Here is an 18,411-nt window from a genome sequence, read left to right as displayed (position 1 = left end):
CCACGCTTAAAGTGGAAACAAATTAACCGTGCCGAAACGAAACAGGGAAAGGAAAAACCAATGAAAAAAATACTTGCGATGACAACAGCGCTTGCGCTTGCCGCTACTGGAGCGGTGGCAGAGACCAAGATCGGCATGATCACGACACTTTCAGGCGGAGGTGCCGGGCTGGGGATTGATGTGCGCGATGGCTTCATGCTGGCAATCAAACAATCCGGCCGCGATGATGTAGAAGTTGTGATTGAAGACGATCAGCGCAAGCCGGATATCGCGGTTCAGCTGTCAGACAAGATGATCCAGTCCGAGAAAGTCGACATTATGACTGGAATCATCTGGTCAAACTTGGCCATGGCTGTCGTCCCATCTGCTGTAAACCAAGACGTTTTCTATCTGTCGCCCAATGCGGGACCTTCGGCATTGGCCGGCAAAGGCTGCCACAAAAACTACTTCAACGTTGCCTGGCAGAACGACAATCTTCACGAGGCTGCTGGCGCGTATGCAAATGGTGCGGGCTACGCCAACAGCTTCATCCTTGCCCCCAATTACCCGGCCGGGAAAGATGCTTTGACCGGATATAAGCGTTTCTTTGAAGGTGAGTTGGCCGGCGAGCTTTACACCGAACTTGGCCAAACAGACTATGCCGCAGAGATCGCGCAGATCCGTGCCTCGGGCGCAGATAGCGTGTTTTTCTTCTTGCCCGGCGGAATGGGAATTTCCTTCTTGAAGCAATATGCAGATAGCGGTGTTGATCTGCCTGTGGTCGGTCCGGCGTTCAGTTTTGACCAAGGTATCCTGCAAGCGGTGGGGGGCGCCGCCTTGGGCGTAGTGAACACATCGCAGTGGAACAAGGATATCGACAATCCGACAAATGCCGCCTTCGTCGAGAGCTTTCAGGCTGAATACGGGCGTCTTCCGTCGCTGTATGCAAGCCAGGGGTTCGATACCGCAAACCTGATCCTATCGGCCCTGAACACCACGAGTGTTGACGATGCCGACGCGTTCCGTGCGGCTTTGAAAGCCGCCGAGTTTGACAGCACGCGCGGCGACTTTGCCTTTGGCGATAACCATCACCCGGTGCAAACGATCTATGCCCGTGAGGTGATCCAGGAAGGTGACGTTTTCACCAACAAAATTCTTGGTGCTGCTCTCGAAAACCACGCGGACGCCTACGCGGGTGATTGCAAGATGTAGTGACGATGGCAGGCCTGCCGCGCGTGGTTTGCACGGTAGGTCTGTTTGTTTCCGAGGCGATTGAATGTCAGCTATTCTCATTTTTGAGCAAGTTCTGAACGGGCTTCAGTTTGGTGTTATGCTATTTCTGATGGCAGCAGGCCTGACCCTGATCTTCGGCGTTATGGGGTTGATTAATCTGGCCCATGGTTCGCTGTACATGGTTGGGGCCTTCGCGGCCGCAGCCGTTGCCGGGTACACAGGCTCTTTCGTTCTGGCGCTTGTGGCGGCGCTGGCTGCCGCGGCCTGTGCTGGCGCGATTGTCGAAATGACCGTTATCCGACGGCTTTATCATGCTCCGCATTTGGATCAGGTGTTGGCGACTTTTGCCCTGATTTTGATCTTCTCCGAAGGTACGAGGTGGGTCTTTGGGTCTTTCCCTCTGTTTCTTGACATCCCCGATTTCCTGTCTGGCCCGATCACATTGCCGGGCGGTATTGAATATCCCTTTTATCGTTTGACCCTTATTGGCGTGGGTATTGTGGTGGCCCTTGGGCTGTGGTGGCTTACCGCCCGTACCCGGATCGGTATCCAAATCCGCGCAGGAGAAAATGACCGCGAGATGATCGCAGCGCTTGGTGTCGATATCTCGAAACTCTACACGATCGTCTTTGCGCTGGGCGCGGCGCTAGCCGGGTTGGCAGGTGCCTTGGTGGGCGCGATCCAATCGGTGCAGGTGGGGATGGGAGAACCTGTGTTGATCCTTGCCTTTGTGGTGATCGTGATCGGTGGGATCGGCTCGATCAAAGGGGCGTTCATCGGAGCTGTCCTCGTCGGATTGACCGATACGCTGGGTGGAATATTCCTGCCGGAAGTTTTCAAACTGTTCATGGAAGCAGGCGCTGCGACGCAAACCGGCTCTGCCTTGGCGTCGATGGCTGTCTATATCCTTATGAGCATCGTGTTGATCTGGCGCCCGACCGGTTTATTTGGGGTGCGGGCATGATCAGGGAACATTATGTCAATTGGGTCGTGCTGGCCGGGCTTTCGGTCGTGCCGCTTTGGGCTCTTGCAATTGATGAGCCATTCACGATCACATTGGCCACACGGATCGTTATTCTGGCGCTGGCCGCGGTGGGGTTGAACATCGCGCTTGGGATTGGCGGTTTGGTAAGCCTTGGGCACGCGGTGTTTTTTGGCCTTGGTGGCTATGCGATGGGCATTCTCGCCCATCATGCCCAGACATATACCGCGCTGGAGCTTGGACCATTTAGCATCGAAGGCACAAAATCCATGCCGGTGATATGGTTGACGGCGATTGTCATCTCCGCCCTGGCGGCGTTGTTGATCGGGCTACTGTCTCTGCGGACAACGGGTGTCTATTTCATCATGATCACGCTCGCGTTTGGTCAGATGTTCTTTTTCTTTTCCATTTCCTGGAGCGCCTATGGCGGCGAAGATGGTCTGTCGATTTACGTGCGCAACGGATTTCCAGGCATGAACACGCTAGTCCCGATCCAGTTCTTCGGTCTGTGTTTCGCGGCGCTTTGTGCCGCACTGCTGCTCCACTGGCGACTTCGTGCATCTCCTTTCGGCTTGGCTTTGAACGCAGCACGACAGGTGCCGCAACGCGTGGAAACGGTCGGGTTGAACCCGATGCGCCTGAAGCTTTTGGCCTTTGTCATCTCAGGAGCGGTGACCGGACTAGCGGGTGCTCTTTTTGCTGATCTAAATCGTTTTGTGAGCCCGACGATGTTCAGTTGGCAATTGTCGGGCGAGTTGATTGTTCTGATTATCATTGGTGGTGTTGGGCGTTTGATGGGTCCTGTCATTGGGGCCGCACTATTTGTGATGCTCGAGCATTTATTGGGCGGTTTGACCGATTTCTGGCACGTTTGGCTCGGGGTGATCCTGCTTCTGATTGTGCTGTTCGCCCGCGGTGGCCTGTTGGGCATTTTGACCGGCAAAGAGGGGCCCCATGTCTGACGTTGTATTATCTACGCGGAACCTCAAAAAGAGCTTTGGCGCGCTCAAGGCCACGCAAGACGTTTCGATTGACTTGAGGGCTGGGGAAATCCACGCCATCATCGGTCCCAATGGCGCTGGCAAGTCAACGCTGATTGGCCAAATCTGTGGCGGATTAAAGCCCGATTCCGGCCGCGTCTACTTGAACAATCAGGACATCTCATCCCTATCGACGCAGGAACGTGCCAGGGCCGGTCTAGGGCGAACCTTCCAAATCTCTGCTCTTGCGATGGAAGACACCGTGCTTGAAAATGCGCTGCTGGGCGCGCTTGGACATTCCGGAAATCCTTGGCGTTTTTGGGGCGCAGCAAGCCGGGACACAGACTTGCGCGACAGGGCTATGGAGGCGCTTGTCCGCGTCGGCTTAGACGGTGCCGCGGGTCAAACCACTGCTAATCTCAGCCATGGGCAACGTAGGCAATTGGAAGTCGCCGTTGCCTTAACCCTGTCCCCTAAGGCCTTTGTCATGGATGAACCGATGGCGGGATTGGGTGCGGAGGGGTCGAAGGAAATGACCGGCTTTCTGGACAAACTGCGCCACGAGGCACCGATCCTGCTGGTTGAACATGACATGGATGCGGTTTTCTCGCTGGCCGATAGGATCAGCGTTCTCGTCTATGGCCAGGTGATCGCGTCCGGAACAGTAGACGAAATTCGATCATCGCCCGAGGTCCGAGAGGCCTATTTGGGGGAGGAGGCATGAGCTTGCTCAAGGTTGAAAACCTGACAGCATCCTACGGTCGTACGCCTGCTTTGTTCGGAGTTGATCTGACCCTGAACGCAGGCGAGGTCTGCGCATTGATGGGGCGGAATGGTATGGGAAAATCCACCACAGTCAAAGCGATCTGCCGAATGATCGACTCGTCCGGCAACCTGATGTTTAGTGGCAAAAACCTGCATAAGCTGGCGAGCCATAACGTGGCTCGGCTGGGTGTTGGATTGGTGCCAGAAGGGCGTCGTTGCTTTAGGGACCTGACGGTCGAAGAGAACCTCATTGCTGCGGCACGCTCTGGCGCTTGGGATTTAAAAGCCATCGCCCGGCTTTTTCCCCGACTTGAAGAACGCAAAGGCCAACGCGCGGCCTCGCTTTCGGGTGGAGAGCAACAGATGCTCGCAATTGGACGGGCATTGATGACCAATCCTCAGCTTTTGGTGTTGGACGAGGCAACTGAGGGCCTGGCCCCGATTGTTCGCCAAGAAATTTGGGCAGCGATCACGCAGATTAAGCGTGAGACCGGAATGTCGATCCTGTTGATCGATAAATCCCTGCGCGAGCTGTCCTCGGTTGCCGACAACGCCGTCATCTTGGCGCGGGGCAAGACGGTTTGGGCTGGCAAAATGGACGCTTTGACGCCCGAATTGACCGCGCAATATGTAGGTGTGTGATGAGCTTTGAACTTACCCAAAAAGTCATGTTCAAACACTGCGACCCTGCCGGGATTGTCTTCTACCCACGCTATTTCGAGATGATAAACGACTGTGTTGAGTGTTTTTTCGCGGACGTGCTGGATTGGCCGTTCGAAGACATTCATGGCCAGAGCGGCGTGCCGACGGCACAGATCAACACGAGGTTTGCCGCCCCAAGTCGACACGGGGAACAGCTGGTATTGCGCTTGAAGATTTCTGCCATCAGCCGCCGATCAATGACGTTTCGCCTGACTGCGCATTGTGAAAAAGAGCTTAGATTCGCAACCGAGGCAACCTTGGTTCACATCAACGCGATAGGACGCGCAGCGCCTTGGCCGGAACGGATCGCACAACGACTGCAAGACTTGAAGGAGCCCACTGATGCCGCATGACGTAATACACCCCGAAGGTTGGCTGCCGGCGCTGGGCTATGCAAATGGAATACTGGCGAAAGATGGCACGCTTCATATTGGTGGCCAGATTGGATGGGATGCAAACAAAGAGTTCGTGAGTGACGATTTCATTGGTCAAATGCGTCAGGCGCTACTCAACATCCGGACAATTGTCGAAACGGCCGGTGGCAAAGTCGAGGATGTGATGCGCCTGACCTGGTTTGTTACGGACAAGGCTGAATACTTGGCCGCCCAACGCGAAGTTGGCCAGGCCTATCGGGAGATTTTTGGCAAACATTTCCCGGCCATGTCGATGGTGGTTGTTGCCGGTCTTGTCGAAGATGCGGCAAAGGTCGAAATCGAAGCGACGGCGCAATTGTGATGTCGCCGGAAGCCGTTTTCATCTGCAAAATGTGACGAACGCCAATTGGTTGGTATGGCGGTACGCGGACTTCAATCCGTGCTGATTGTCTTGCGGGTTCGCCGACTAGGGCTTTGATGGAATGATGTTCCAGCGATTGGGGCACATTGGGCGACGTTGTCCAGCACGTGGCGAACCAATCCCGTGAAGATAACCGCTGATCCGATGGAGTTCTCAGCCTTGTAAAGGCATCACTCAACTACAATTTATGTAAGGTCTGCTCACTGGTAAATCTCGCTTAGCAAAGGATATCGCATATGCCCCTGATGACATCTCCAATCGACGGTTCGCCCATGCGTGAGGTGGAACGTTATGGTGTAAAGATGGATATCTGTCCTTCTTCGGGGGGCATCTGGTTGGATCGTGGAGAGTTAGAAAAGATCATCATGGCCATCCGCGAAGAAGCGCTCATCGATAGCGGCGTCTCCGCTGACGATGCATATTCTGATGTGCATTATCACGAAAGCCCTCAGCGCACGCCGCAGGGTTACCCAAAACGCCGCAAGCGCGGCGGCATGTTCGACAATTTGCTAGAGATTTTCGACTAGGCACGTCACGCTCCTCGTGGTCTCAACCGCCCTGCGTGCATGTATGACCGCTTGCCGGTCCTATTGTGTGACTGCCGGGCAAGTCCGGATTGAGGACTTGGCCTAGGCCTTCAAGCGCTGCCACGCAGCTTTGCAAGACCGGGCTTTCGCCACAGCTGCAGCGTCTAGGCATTCGGTCGGGTGTCCCGTTTGGGCCGGCTGCCTGCCCTGATCGCCTGAAAATGAGGGATCGCCTAAGCTCATAGCAACACGCGCTGCGGTGTGCGTCAAAGACTGGTTTGGCGTCTATGCAGACGGCGATTTCAGATCGGAAGAGGTTGCGCCCTGACTGCTAGCGCAATAAGCAGAGCGCTTTGCTCACATCCGAAGCGTTACCTCACAGGCCAAGCCACCCAGGCGCTCCGATGTTCTAAGTTCCAGCTTCCCAACATAGGCAGCCAGTAGATCAACGGAAATAGACAGACCTAAACCAGTTCCTCTTACTGAGGTGTCCAGCCGACTGCCGGACCGAAGCGCTTCGTCTCGGGCGCCTTCCGGAATGCCGGGTGCGTCATCTTCGATACAAAGTTCGATACCGCTTTCAGTACGCCTTGCGGTGACCTGGAATGTTGTTTGGCTCAAGAGTTGGGCACAAGTGGCGTTACGTTGTGATCGCTATTCCAGGTCTTCCTTCCCTCAGTCGCCTTCGTAACGACCATTATCTACTGGTTGTGAATCCTGACCCGAGATCGCCGCGCCAGTGTCTCTTCGGATTCTGGAATTATAGGCGTCTTCCAGGAACCAAGTTTGTTTGACGCCAGAGGTTCAGGCGGCAGAAGTTTTACAAATCTGTTGCCGAAACCGGTTTCGGCGTCGAAAATCGAAAAGATGGGAGCGAATCTTACAAATCGGTTGGAGGTATCTGTTGCTGAAAATCAGCAGATTTCTGGCCGTGTTAAGATCCATGATCTTGCAGCCCGGCTTGGTCTTTCGAAAAGCACGGTTTCGCGCGCGCTGAACGGATATCCCGATATTTCCGAAACCACGCGCAAGCGTGTCGAAACCATGGCACGTAAGTTGGGGTACCGTCCCCTTAGCCATGCACAAGCTATTCGAACCGGGCGTGTTCGCGCCATTGCGATGGTGCTCAACGCTGACGAGCCGGATGGCCACAACCCATTTCTGCAGGAATTCCTAGCCGGAGCTTGCGAGGCCGCCAGCGGATTTGACTGGACGATGACAATATCAACCGCAAGATCTGAGCAGGACACGCTCAAGGTTCTTGCCCGTCTTGTGGAAGAGCATAAGGCCGATGGGTTTATCCTGCCTCGAACTGCGGTCAACGACGCGCGTATTCGATTTTTACGGCATCTGGACGTGCCGTTCATCCTATATGGCCGCACTGGATATGGATGCGCCACTCCGCCTGCAAATACGTCGTGGTTCGATATCTCGGGCGAGACAGCCATCCGTAAGGCGGTGCTTCGGCTGGCAGGTCACAACCATACCCGCATCGGGTATGTCGGCAGTGATCTGAAATTCAACTACAGCCATCTCCGCCGGGATGGTTATGTTGAAGGGCTGGGTATCGCCGGGTTGCCCTTCGATCCAGAGCTTGTGCGGAACGGCGCCCGAACGCGCGAAGAGGGAGCCGCCGAAAGCCGGGCGCTTCTGCGTTTGGATCGGCCACCCACCGCGATCGTCTTTGCCACCGACCTGGCGGCCTTGGGATGTTATGGGGTCGCAACCGATCTGGGGCTGAAGATCGGACAGGATATTTCGATCATTGGCTACGACGGTATCCCTGAATGCCACTATGCCCGTCCGGGCCTGACGACGTTCAATGTTGATAGCCACGCTGCGGGGGCTCGCCTCGCAACATTGCTGATCCGTCAAATCCGGGGAGAAGCCCCTGACACTTTGCGCGAGCTTGGCGAGGCATCTTTGACCGAACGGGCCTCTGACGGCCCGCCATCGCTGACCTCGGAGGAGTTGGCGGAAAAGATCACGAAATCTAATGAACACATCTTGGGAGGAACCTATCAATGAAACTTACGCCCAAAGCGGCCAAGCTTATGCTGGGCTCGTCGCTTGCACTCGCGCTGACTGCGCTATCCGTGCAGGCTGATACGATCCGTTTCTGGACAACCGAAGAACAACCAGAGCGTCTGGCCAGACAGCAAGAGATGGCTGATCAGTTCAAGGCCCAGACCGGTACAACAGTTGAAGTGATCCCGGTTACCGAAAGCGATCTTGGCACCCGCGCCACCGCCGCCTTTGCTGCCGGCGATCTGCCGGACGTGGTTTATCACCCGCTGCAATATGCCCTTCCCTGGGCTGAAGCTGGTATTCTGGACACCGGGGCTGCAAGTGAAGTGATCGAGGATCTGGGCGCGGATACCTTTGCCCCGGGCCCTCTGTCCATGGCCGCCTTTGATGATGAAACTGCATCGGTTCCGGTCGACGGCTGGACGCAGATGGTGGTCTATCGCAAGGATCTGTTTGATGAGGCGGGTCTGGAAGCGCCGAACAGCTTTGTCGACATTCAGGCAGCGCTGGATGCACTGCATAACCCACCTGAAATGTACGGGTTTGTTTCGGCCACCAAGGTTGATGAAAACTTCATGAGTCAGGTGTTGGAGCATGTCTTCCTCGCCAATGGCGTTAGCCCTGTAGGTTCCGAGGGCTTCCAGCCATTGGACGAAGCCAAGACCACCGAGGTTCTGGATTTCTACAAAGCGATCTCTCAGGCCTCGCCTCCGGGTGAATTGTACTGGAAGCAATCGCGTGAACTGTATTTCGACGGCAAAGCCGCGATGATCATCTGGTCCCCATTTATTCTGGACGAGCTGGCTGGTCTGCGCGACAGTGCGCCGCCGACCATCAACGACGATCCGACCTCGCGCGATCTGGCCAGCAAGACCGGAATCGTGACCAAGCTGTCCGGCCCGTCAAACCCGGATGGAGCTGCTTGGGGTGATGTGCGTTACTTCGGTATTACCAGCGATGCGGATACCGATGCGGCGATCGACTTTGTGAAGTTTGCTATGGATGACGGATACACCCAAACTCTGGCTATCGCACCAGAGGGCAAGTTCCCTGTCCGTCGTGGAAATGCCGATAACCCGACTGCCTTTGCGGAAGCATGGGCTGAACTGCCGGTTGGTGTTGATCGCAAAGCCCCGCTCGGGGATCTCTATGAACAGGCCATGATCGATGAAATCGTTGGTGGTCTGGACGTTGCCCAGCGCTGGGGCGTGGCCGAAGGTCAGCTGGCACTGGCGTCGAAGATGATCAACAGCCAGGCGATCAATCGGGTCGTCCGTCAATATATTGATGGCGAAGTTGACGCTGCAGCTGCGGTTGCCGCCATGAACGACGAACTCGCCAAGGTCGAATAACGCGACCTCTCTTTGGCATCTGCAGCGGCGTTCGCGCCGTTGCACCCAACCCATCGAGGTATCAAATGACTTCGGCCACCCCACCGACCGGAACCGGGGCCTTAGCCAAACGCGAGGCGCGTCTGGCCTGGGCGCTGCTGGCCCCAACCATCATCAGCGTGTCGCTGGTTGTGATCTTGCCATTGCTGGCAATCATCTGGATCAGCTTCAAACCCTTCTCGCTGTCGGACCTGCGTCCACCTGCACCCGTCGTACGCGAGAGCCTGCGTGGATCGGGTGACGATCTACGGATCGAATACCGACTGCGCAACTCTAGTCAGGAAATCGCTGTCGAAGGTGTAACACTCAGTGATGTTTTGCCAGATGGTGTCATAGCGGGTGAGGTCGCTGCCCCCTGCGTTCTGAATGGACAAGACCTATTCTGCGATTTCGGCACGTTGGAAGGTGGTCAACGTGAACGCATTCGCATTCCGGTCACCCTGGATGGCGATAAGGACGCATTTGAAGATTTGTTGGAAGGATCTGAACCGGGCATTACCGGGAAAGGACCAAACGTTCTGACCAATCTGGAGTTCAGTCTAGAAAACTTCGCGCGTGTCTTTGACGGATCAGAATTCTGGGGCGTTCTCTGGGTTACCTTGTTTTACACCGTCTTCGGTACAATTGGCGCCCTGGTCATGGGCCTGTTTGCCGCGCTGTTGCTGAACAAAAGCTTCAGAGGTCAGGGCTTCATCCGAGGTTTGTATCTATTCCCGTATGTCGCCCCCGTGATTGCCGTGGCCTTCACATGGGTTACACTGTTTGACCCCTTCTCTGGCTCGGCCAATGCATTGCTGGTGCAAATGGGGCTTAGTAACGATCCGATCAACTTTTTCGGCGAACGACCTCTGGCACTGATCATGGTCACGGTGTTCGAAATCTGGCGTTACTTCCCGCTGTCCTTCCTGTTCATTCTGGCGCGGATGCAATCCATCGACTCCAGCATGTACGAAGCTGCCGATATGGATGGGGCCTCACCATTCCAAAAGTTCTGGCTGCTGAGCATTCCGCAATTGCTGGGCATCCTGTCGGTGCTGTTCCTGCTGCGTTTTATTTGGACGTTCAATAAGTTCGACGACATCTTCTTGCTGACCGGCGGCAATGCGGGGACCCGCACATTGACCGTGAACGTCTATGAGCAAGCCTTTGCGATCTCGAATATCGGTGCAGGCGCTGCCGTTGCGGTTGTGATCCTGATGTGCCTGATCACCTTCAGCTTCGTCTTCTTCCGCTTCATCAGCCGTGAGGAGGGTTTGTGATGCGCAATGGATTTATTACTGGACCTGTTTTGGGTGCACTGTGGCTAGTGGTCATTTCCACAACCGTCGCGGTGACAATGTCTTTCGCGACGGGCGCAGCCTTTCGTCCCCAAGTTCTGATGAGCTTGATCTGGGGGGCGGTGGTTGGTCTGATCTACGTTCGCTTTCCGGCGCGCCTTGCCCCGGCACGCCTGGGTGTGACGGCCCTGCTGGGCCTATCCTGCGTGACAGGTTTTGGTCCGGTTCTGGTCGGCTCAGACACCACGCTGCAGGCCACGATGATCACCGTCATCGCCATGGCTTTGGTGATGCATTTTTCAATGGCAGAAATCTTGAAGGAACTTCCTTTCGGTGAGCTAACCCGCCATGAGTTCGAGGATGCGGTGATCCGCTTCTGCACCGGATTCGGCTATATCTTCTTTACCGCCATCGTCGTCATTCCCTTCTATGTGATGGTAATGACCAGCCTGAAATCGCAACAGGCGCTGTTACAAAATCCGCTGGATTTCTCGGTGGACCTTTCGCAAGGCTGGGCGCTGTTTCGCAGCTATACGGAACTCTTCCGCGATTTTAACTTCGGCACCTATCTTTGGACCTCTCTTTATGTCTCGGTCCTGACAGTTTTCATCACACTGGCGTTTAGCGTTCCCGGTGCCTATGCGGTTGCGCGTTTCCGGTTTCAGGGGCAAAAGGCGTTCTCTCGCTCGATCCTGCTGATCTACATGGTGCCGATGATCGTTCTGGCGCTGCCGATCTATATTGCGTTCTCGCTGACTGGTCTGCGCAACTCGATCCTGGGCATCGTGATGATCTATCCGGTCACGACGATCCCGGTCGCGCTATACATGCTGCAGGGGTATTTCCGGGGCCTGCCGACCGAGGTGGAGGAGGCTGGTCTGATGGATGGTCTCTCGCGCTTGGCGGTGATCTGGAAGATCACGTTGCCGCTCAGCCTGCCAGCTTTGGCCTCGGTCTCACTCTACGTCTTCATGATTGCCTGGAACGAGTTCCTGCTGGCCTTCATGCTGCTGGACGATCCGTCGAAATTCACTCTGACCCGAGGCGTCACCATGCTGAACTCCTCTGAAATTCCCCGACAGCACCTTATGGCCGGCGCGGTGATCGCCACTGTTCCGATCATGGCGCTGTTCCTGGGGCTTGAACGTTTCATGACCAAAGGCCTGACGGCAGGGTCAGTCAAAGGATGACCGAGATGAACCAACATACAAACCCCGACCGCGAGGCACGTAACATTCTGATTGCCAACGATCGCGGCGGTTACACCATCCCAACCGAGGGGCTGTACCCCTATCAATGGAACTGGGACAGTGCCATTGCTGCGCTGGGCTTTGCCGAGTTCGACATCGACCGCGCATGGGTCGAGATCGAGACATTGTTTTCAGGCCAATGGGATGACGGTATGGTGCCACATATCCTGTTTCATAAGCAGGATGAGGGTTATTTCCCGGGCCCTGACGTCTGGGGCTGCAACGGGCCAATTCCGTCCTCAGGTATTATCCAGCCACCGATTGCCGCAACGATGGCGCGCAAGATCTGGGGAAAAGACCCCGAAGCCGGTGAGGTGCGGATGCGTTCATTGTTCCCGGCGCTGCTGGCCTGGCACCGGTGGATCATGACGTGGCGCCTTGATGACCATGGTGCAGTTTGCACCACCCATCCATGGGAGGCCGGCCGGGACAATGCGCCGGATTGGGATAACACAATGGTGCGGATGGATGCCTCGGACGTGGGCGAATATCAGCGTCGTGACACAAAGCACGTGAACAGCGATGATCGCCCGACCAAATACGACTACGACCGCTATATAAAGCTGGTCCAGATCGGGCGGAACGTGCATTGGAATCAGCGTAAGCTGCTCGATGATAATCCATTTCGGGTTGCCGATCCGACCATGTCGTTCACCACTTTGCGCGCTGCACGGGATCTATTGATCGTCAGTGAAGCATTGGGTTTACCCGCCGATGGTTTGACCGAAGACATCGCAAAACTGGAAACCGGGGCGCAATCGCTTTGGAATGATGAACTGGGGTCCTTTGATTCTCGCGATGCGCATACCGGCGAGTGGTCCGGTAGCGTTTCAAACGCATCTTATCTGTGCTGGTATGCGGGTGTGGATTCTAAGGGAATGCTGCAGCGCGCACGATCTACATTGGAAACCGTGCCATACCCCTTCCCAAGCTATGACCCGTCAATGCCGGGCTTCGATCCTCGCCGATATTGGAGAGGGCCAAGCTGGGCGATCATGAACATGCTGGCCGGGTTCGGTCTGGACGAAATGGGCCACAAGGTAGAGGCAGAGTTGTTACGCAGTAAAACAGCAGACCTGATCTCAACCTTTGGCTTTGCAGAATATTTTGACCCAATGACCGGCAGTCCCGCTGGTGGCAAGGCATTTACTTGGACAGCCGCTGTTTGGCTTCATTGGGCTGGGAGGAACTGATGGGCAGTATTGAACTCAAAGGCGTCGAAAAATGGTTCGGCAGCGCACAGGTCATCAAGGGCGTCGATCTTAAGATCGAAGAAGGTGAATTTGTTGTTTTCGTCGGCCCGTCGGGTTGTGGGAAATCCACACTTCTTCGCATGATTGGCGGGTTAGAAGATATCTCGCGCGGTGCGCTTCTCATCAATGACGGCGATGTCACCGACCACCCGCCATCCAAGCGTGGGCTCACCATGGTCTTCCAGTCCTATGCGCTCTATCCGCATTTGACCGTGGGCGAAAACATGGGCTTTTCACTCAAGGTGGCGGGCGTGCCCAAGGCTGAGATTCAGGAACAGGTTGCAAAAGCCGCCGACGTGTTGAAGTTAGAGCCGTTTCTGGAACGGCGACCAAAGGATCTATCGGGGGGACAACGTCAGCGTGTCGCCATCGGACGCTCTATCGTCCGCGATCCCACGGCTTTCCTGTTCGACGAACCGCTTTCGAACCTCGATGCCGCCCTGCGGGTCGAAATGCGGTACGAGATCGCGAAACTGCACCAGAACCTGAAGCGCACGATGATCTATGTGACCCATGATCAGGTTGAGGCCATGACGCTTGCGGATCGGATCGTCGTATTGGAATACGGCAAGATCGCCCAGGTGGGGACACCGCGCGAGTTGTATGAACGCCCGGCCAATCTGTTTGTTGCTCAGTTCATCGGAAGCCCAAAGATGAACATCCTGCCATGTTCGACGCGGGATGGCGCATATCATCTGGACAATGGCGGTTCGGGCGGGTTTCCCTTGAGAAGCGAAGCAACCAAAGTCGGAATACGCCCTGAGCATATCGAGATAGCAGACCCCGGTGCTGGTCAATCGGACGGTACAATCGAGGTGGTCGAGTATCTGGGGGCAGACTCGTTTCTGATTGTTGATTGCGGCAACGATGAACGTGTCACGGTGCGTCTGAACGGGGATACTGATCTAAGAAGCGGCGCAAGAATTGGCATGGTCTTTCCACCGGACAAAACACACTTCTTTGATGCCGAAGGACAATCGATGACCGAGTAAGCTGCAAAGACATGATCGGTCTTTCGCGTGCTTTTCAGCTCGGGTGAAATGGAGCGGTCGGAGCACTTAAGCCGGTTTCGGGGCGTCAAAGCCAGATCCGATGATCCAGTTCATTCCATGGAAGTTCGTTTGACGAATTCGGACGATGCTTTACAAAAATGGCCATGTCAGGTGCCCAGCTTGAGATCATCGTTTTTGTGACGCCGCATTTTAATGTCTCGGCGACTTCTGCATTTATCGATCCGTTCCGCATTGCGAATTATCTGAGCGGAGCGTCGAAGTTCAATTGGGTTTTCGTATCCAAAGACGGTGGCGAAGTTGAAGCCAGCAATGGGATGGTCGTTTGCACCAAGCCGTTGAAAGAGGTCGAACGATCCGAGCCCTGGATGATCCTGGTTAGTTCCAGTTGGACACCCGAACGGCACGCGTCGCGCCAACTTCGCACATTGCTTCAACGATGGGCTGGATCGGGTGTTATCATTGGTGGGTTGGACACCGGCGCGATCATTTTGGCAATGGCGGGATTGCTTGAGGGTAAGATCGCAACGGTTCACTATGAGCACATTGATGCGTTCATCGAAATTGCTGCAAACACCACGGTTTCTGAGAACATGTTTGTACTGGATGGTCGCATATTCACCTGTTGCGGCGGAACAGCTTCGACGGATTTGGGGCTGAAACTCGTGCACAAAGTTGCGGGTGAAAGCACCGCCAATGCGACAGCACGCTACCTTTTTCATCACAATGTCAGGGGTGAAGATCAGTCACAAAACCCGAAGGTTGTTGAACCCATGGGCTATGTAACATCTGGCGTCGTCCGCGCGGCCATTGATTTGATGGAAGCCCATCTGGAAAACACCCTGCCGATCCCCGAGATTGCGGAGCGTTTACAAACCTCACAGCGGCAACTCAGCCGCCTGTTTCAGCAATATGCACATAGATCACCCGTGGCTTACTACCGTGATATCCGGTTGGATCGGGCACGTGGTTTGGTCACACAGACTGAGTTGAAGCTAAGTGAGATTGCTGCGGCCTCTGGCTTCAACAGCCAAGTGCACTTTAGCCGGGCCTATCATCAACGTTTCGGTCTGGCACCAAGCGCGGATCGGGTGGCTGGGCGGGTACCGTTCGAGTTCCGCGCTTGGCCCATGTACCAGCCTGACATCAAGAGCGAAGGTGCCGGGTCGCTGTCTGCAACGCTGTGAGCATTCGATCTCGCTGAGCAGATAGGTCTGTCGGGCTTTGGCCCTTGGATTTTGCTGACATTCCATCAACCAAAAGTTCGATAACATCGTCATTGAGTCTGGGATCCCCAAGATCATCCCACCAGCCGTTGAACGTGTCCTTGAAATGCTCACAAAAGGCCCTGAGCCCGCCTTCGCCCGCCCCGAGATGAAAGAGCGTTGTCGGACCCATTGCGGCCCAACGCAAACCGGGTCCCGCCCACATGGCTTTGTCGATGTCTTCGACGCTGGCGACCCCTTCGATGGCCATATGTACCGCCTCGCGCCATACAGCGGCCTGCAAGCGGTTCGCAACGTGCCCCGGAAGACCTTTGCGAATTCGGATCGTGACTTTGCCGATATCCTCATAGAACGCTTCTGTTCGGTCCAAGACATCCGCTTTCGTTGCGGTGTTAGCAGTGAGTTCGACCAATGGGATCAGATGGGGCGGGTTGAACGGGTGGCCAAGGATCAGAGGGCTCGGATCTTGCCAGCCTTCCTGCAATGCTTCGAGCGTCAAACCCGAGGTGGAACTGGAAACGATCACATCTGGTGTGAGAGCGGCTTCGATATCTTTGTAGGTCGCGTGTTTGATGGGCAGTCGTTCCGGGACGTTTTCCTGAACGAATTGCGCGTCGCGCACAGCCTCTTTTACGTTCGCAACAAAGCGAATGGCATCGGGTGTTGCACGCGTCGTCAATCCAAGCTCTTCAAGGGTGGGCCATGCTTTTTCGATATAGTCGCGCACGTCAGATTCAACGGTTGGGCTGGGGTCAAAGACAGTGACACTACGACCCGCAGCGAGGAAGAGTGCGGCCCAACTTGCACCGATGACGCCAGCCCCAAGGACGGCGGTATGATTAATCTCTATCATCAGAATAATCCCGGATTAAGGGGCGAGGCTGCAGTCATGCCGCCATCAACAGTGAACAGCTGCCCGGTTGCGAAGCCCGCCTCATCAGAGGCGAGCCAAACAGCCATAGCAGCGATATCCGCCGGTCTGCCAAAACGTCTGACCGCATGCCGGGCGAGCGCGTCTTGTTTGGCTCGTGCGGGATCATCTGCCAAATCAAAACCGGCATCCAGCATGCCCGTTTCAATCCAGCCGGGACAGATGGCGTTGCAGCGAATGTCGGGGCCATGATCGACAGCGATTGAGCGGGTCAGCCCGTGCACAAAGGCCTTGGACGCATTGTAAAGTGCCATTGACGGGTCCGCGACATTGCCAGAAATCGAACCGATGTTGATAATCGCCGATCCCGAAGGCATGTGTGGGATGAAGGCCCGACAACAGTTGAACACGCCGCGCGCATTGACGCCCATCACCCGGTTCCAATCTTCGTCTGTGCTGTCAACCACGGTCTTTTCGACCTGCACGCCCGCGTTGTTGACCAGGATATCGGTGCCGCCGATTGTCCAGACGATTTGTGCAACTGCATCAGGGTCGGACACATCTAGCGTATACCAAATTGCGTTCTCTGGCAGATCATCAGGTTGAGGGCCGCGCCCGCAGGTCGTAACAGCAGCCCCTTCAGCCAGAAATGCCTCCACAACTCCGCGACCAATCCCTTGCTTGCCGCCCGTAACAAAAGCGCGTTTGCCAGCCAGCCGCATTAGTGTGCCACCATCACATGGCGGATCGCGGTATAGGCGTCCAGCGCATAAACAGACATATCGCTTCCAGTGCCAGACCCTTTCATCGCGGCCCAAGGCATTTCCGGGGTCGCGACCCCGTGCGTATTCACCCAAGTGAAGCCATAGCGCAGTTTCGACGTCATCTGCATGGCGCGGCCGACATCACGCGTCCAGACCGAGGACGCGAGACCGTAAGAACCACTGTTTGCAATACTCAGAGCATCGTCCGCATCTGCGAACCGCGAAACTGTCACAACTGGACCAAATACTTCCTTGCAGGCGACCTCGGCATTGTTGTCGACATTGGCGATGACGGTTGGTTGGTAGAAAAAACCTTGTCCGTCACCCTCGGCACCACCGGTCACGATTTCAGCAGCCCCGCGCGCACGTTCGACATAGCCTGCAACGCGATCCCTTTGCGCCAAGGAGATCAATGGCCCCATTTCGGTGCCTTCCGCCTTTGGGGCGCCGATCTGAATTTGGCTGACCTGGCCTTCAATGGCTGAAACGAGCTTATCATAAGCTTTGGCAGCGACCAACACCCGACAGGGTTGGGCACAGTCCTGACCGGCGTTGAAATAGCTGCCAAAGCGAATGGTCTCGGCTACGGCCTCAAGATCAGCGTCATCAAAGACAATCACAGGTGCCTTTCCGCCCAGTTCAAGGTGGACATGCCGGATTTGCTGCGAAGCTGCCCGCATCGCCGCCATGCCCGTTGCGGGGGAACCTGTGACGCTTATGGCTTCCATTTGCGGGCTGTTGATGAGGGCGTCGCCAACAGTTGGACCGCGCCCGTGGATCACATTCAACACCCCTTTGGGAAGGACGTCTTGCAGCAGCTCCGCCATGCGAAGGGTAGACAGAGGGGTTATCTCGGACGGTTTCAGGACGACCGGGCAACCGGCGGCGATAGGGGCCGCCAGTTTCCAAGAGGCCATCATCAAAGGATAGTTCCATGGTGCGATGGCGGCGACCGGACCCACGGGATCACGACGGATCATCGATGTATGCCCGGCCACGTACTCTCCGGCGGCTGAGCCCGTCATTGTGCGTGCGGCACCGGCAAAGAAGCGAAAGACATCGATGGTCAGCGGCATTTCGTCATCAAGGGCCGAGGGCCATGGTTTGCCGACATCCAAGCTTTCCAGTTCTGCTAGTTCCTGACTGTGTTCTTCAAGGATATCAGCGATCTGCAGCAAAATGGCTGCGCGATCAGCAGGAGGCATGCGTGCGAAGCTGTCGAAGGCTTCGGCAGAGCTGCGAACAGCCGCTTCGATCTGTTCTGACCCGGCTTCATTCACGGCCCCGATGACCTCACCCGTTGCGGGGTTCATGACATCAAGCGCTTCGCCCGTACCGTCCACCATTTCACCATTGATCAGAATTTTCGTTTGCATGT

At 55.8% G+C, this 18,411-nt stretch carries 19 protein-coding genes; 15 read left to right on the top strand and 4 right to left on the bottom strand.

From position 1 onward, the window contains the following. Positions 1–60 precede the first annotated feature (60 nt). The 8 genes from ACR0EL_RS08535 (at position 61) to ACR0EL_RS08500 (ending at position 5,963) form a co-directional block, all read left to right on the top strand. The gene (locus ACR0EL_RS08535; RefSeq protein WP_353009520.1) at positions 61–1,191 is read left to right on the top strand and encodes an ABC transporter substrate-binding protein; all 1,131 of its coding nucleotides are present in this window, start codon (positions 61–63) and stop codon (positions 1,189–1,191) included. A gap of 64 nt (positions 1,192–1,255) precedes the next feature. Then, positions 1,256–2,176 carry a branched-chain amino acid ABC transporter permease gene (locus ACR0EL_RS08530; protein ID WP_480499389.1) on the top strand — a complete coding sequence of 307 codons (921 nt, stop codon included), beginning with the start codon at positions 1,256–1,258 and terminating at the stop codon, positions 2,174–2,176. Next, complete coding sequence (locus ACR0EL_RS08525; RefSeq protein WP_480499387.1) at positions 2,173–3,156, top strand: branched-chain amino acid ABC transporter permease; 984 nt, start codon at positions 2,173–2,175, stop codon at positions 3,154–3,156. The genes ACR0EL_RS08530 and ACR0EL_RS08525 overlap by 4 nt, the downstream gene beginning before the upstream one ends. Then, positions 3,149–3,898, top strand: coding sequence for an ABC transporter ATP-binding protein (locus ACR0EL_RS08520; protein ID WP_480499386.1), 750 nt, complete (start codon positions 3,149–3,151; stop codon positions 3,896–3,898). The genes ACR0EL_RS08525 and ACR0EL_RS08520 overlap by 8 nt, the downstream gene beginning before the upstream one ends. Then, a complete protein-coding gene (locus ACR0EL_RS08515; RefSeq protein WP_480499385.1) occupies positions 3,895–4,581 on the top strand; it encodes an ABC transporter ATP-binding protein in 687 nt (228 codons plus the stop codon). The genes ACR0EL_RS08520 and ACR0EL_RS08515 overlap by 4 nt, the downstream gene beginning before the upstream one ends. Continuing rightward, positions 4,581–4,994 carry an acyl-CoA thioesterase gene (locus ACR0EL_RS08510; protein ID WP_480499384.1) on the top strand — a complete coding sequence of 138 codons (414 nt, stop codon included), beginning with the start codon at positions 4,581–4,583 and terminating at the stop codon, positions 4,992–4,994. Before ACR0EL_RS08515 ends, ACR0EL_RS08510 begins: the two co-directional genes overlap by 1 nt. Next, positions 4,984–5,376, top strand: a complete 393-nt coding sequence (locus ACR0EL_RS08505; protein ID WP_480499383.1) for a RidA family protein — start codon at positions 4,984–4,986, stop codon at positions 5,374–5,376. The genes ACR0EL_RS08510 and ACR0EL_RS08505 overlap by 11 nt, the downstream gene beginning before the upstream one ends. A gap of 296 nt (positions 5,377–5,672) precedes the next feature. Continuing rightward, positions 5,673–5,963: a TFIIB-type zinc ribbon-containing protein gene (locus tag ACR0EL_RS08500; RefSeq protein ID WP_170537416.1), complete on the top strand. Its 291-nt coding sequence runs from the start codon at positions 5,673–5,675 to the stop codon at positions 5,961–5,963. A gap of 357 nt (positions 5,964–6,320) precedes the next feature. Here ACR0EL_RS08500 and ACR0EL_RS08495 read toward each other — a convergent pair whose 3' ends face one another. After that, positions 6,321–6,584, bottom strand: a complete 264-nt coding sequence (locus tag ACR0EL_RS08495; protein ID WP_353009534.1) for an ATP-binding protein — start codon at positions 6,582–6,584, stop codon at positions 6,321–6,323. A gap of 246 nt (positions 6,585–6,830) precedes the next feature. Here ACR0EL_RS08495 and ACR0EL_RS08490 point away from each other — a divergent pair, with 246 nt between their 5' ends. The 7 genes from ACR0EL_RS08490 to ACR0EL_RS08460 all read left to right on the top strand — a co-directional run bounded on the left by ACR0EL_RS08490 (position 6,831) and on the right by ACR0EL_RS08460 (position 15,359). Beyond that, positions 6,831–7,991: a LacI family DNA-binding transcriptional regulator gene (locus tag ACR0EL_RS08490; protein ID WP_480499382.1), complete on the top strand. Its 1,161-nt coding sequence runs from the start codon at positions 6,831–6,833 to the stop codon at positions 7,989–7,991. Continuing rightward, positions 7,988–9,343 carry an ABC transporter substrate-binding protein gene (locus ACR0EL_RS08485; RefSeq protein ID WP_480499381.1) on the top strand — a complete coding sequence of 452 codons (1,356 nt, stop codon included), beginning with the start codon at positions 7,988–7,990 and terminating at the stop codon, positions 9,341–9,343. The genes ACR0EL_RS08490 and ACR0EL_RS08485 overlap by 4 nt, the downstream gene beginning before the upstream one ends. Before the next feature lie 65 nt (positions 9,344–9,408). Then, positions 9,409–10,641 carry a carbohydrate ABC transporter permease gene (locus ACR0EL_RS08480; protein WP_480499380.1) on the top strand — a complete coding sequence of 411 codons (1,233 nt, stop codon included), beginning with the start codon at positions 9,409–9,411 and terminating at the stop codon, positions 10,639–10,641. Then, complete coding sequence (locus ACR0EL_RS08475) at positions 10,641–11,849, top strand: carbohydrate ABC transporter permease (protein WP_480499379.1); 1,209 nt, start codon at positions 10,641–10,643, stop codon at positions 11,847–11,849. Before ACR0EL_RS08480 ends, ACR0EL_RS08475 begins: the two co-directional genes overlap by 1 nt. 5 nt (positions 11,850–11,854) lie before the next feature. Next, positions 11,855–13,102, top strand: coding sequence for an MGH1-like glycoside hydrolase domain-containing protein (locus tag ACR0EL_RS08470; RefSeq protein WP_480499378.1), 1,248 nt, complete (start codon positions 11,855–11,857; stop codon positions 13,100–13,102). Beyond that, a complete protein-coding gene (locus ACR0EL_RS08465; protein ID WP_480499377.1) occupies positions 13,102–14,154 on the top strand; it encodes an ABC transporter ATP-binding protein in 1,053 nt (350 codons plus the stop codon). The genes ACR0EL_RS08470 and ACR0EL_RS08465 overlap by 1 nt, the downstream gene beginning before the upstream one ends. A gap of 158 nt (positions 14,155–14,312) precedes the next feature. Further along, a complete protein-coding gene (locus ACR0EL_RS08460) occupies positions 14,313–15,359 on the top strand; it encodes a GlxA family transcriptional regulator (RefSeq protein WP_480499376.1) in 1,047 nt (348 codons plus the stop codon). Here ACR0EL_RS08460 and ACR0EL_RS08455 read toward each other — a convergent pair. Genes ACR0EL_RS08455 through ACR0EL_RS08445 form a run of 3 tightly spaced genes read right to left on the bottom strand, consistent with a single transcriptional unit; the run spans position 15,319 to position 18,409 of the window. Then, entirely contained in the window at positions 15,319–16,251 is a 933-nt protein-coding gene (locus tag ACR0EL_RS08455) for a 3-hydroxyacyl-CoA dehydrogenase NAD-binding domain-containing protein (RefSeq protein WP_480499374.1), read from the bottom strand. The two genes, ACR0EL_RS08460 and ACR0EL_RS08455, sit on opposite strands and share 41 nt — an antisense overlap. Further along, positions 16,251–16,991 carry an SDR family NAD(P)-dependent oxidoreductase gene (locus tag ACR0EL_RS08450; RefSeq protein ID WP_480499373.1) on the bottom strand — a complete coding sequence of 247 codons (741 nt, stop codon included), beginning with the start codon at positions 16,989–16,991 and terminating at the stop codon, positions 16,251–16,253. Before ACR0EL_RS08450 ends, ACR0EL_RS08455 begins: the two co-directional genes overlap by 1 nt. Next, entirely contained in the window at positions 16,991–18,409 is a 1,419-nt protein-coding gene (locus ACR0EL_RS08445; RefSeq protein ID WP_480499372.1) for an aminobutyraldehyde dehydrogenase, read from the bottom strand. The genes ACR0EL_RS08450 and ACR0EL_RS08445 overlap by 1 nt, the downstream gene beginning before the upstream one ends. Positions 18,410–18,411: the final 2 nt, after the last annotated feature.

The sequence above is a fragment of the Ruegeria sp. AH12 genome (assembly GCF_056541465.1).
This window is presented reverse-complemented; position numbering and strand designations above follow the sequence as displayed.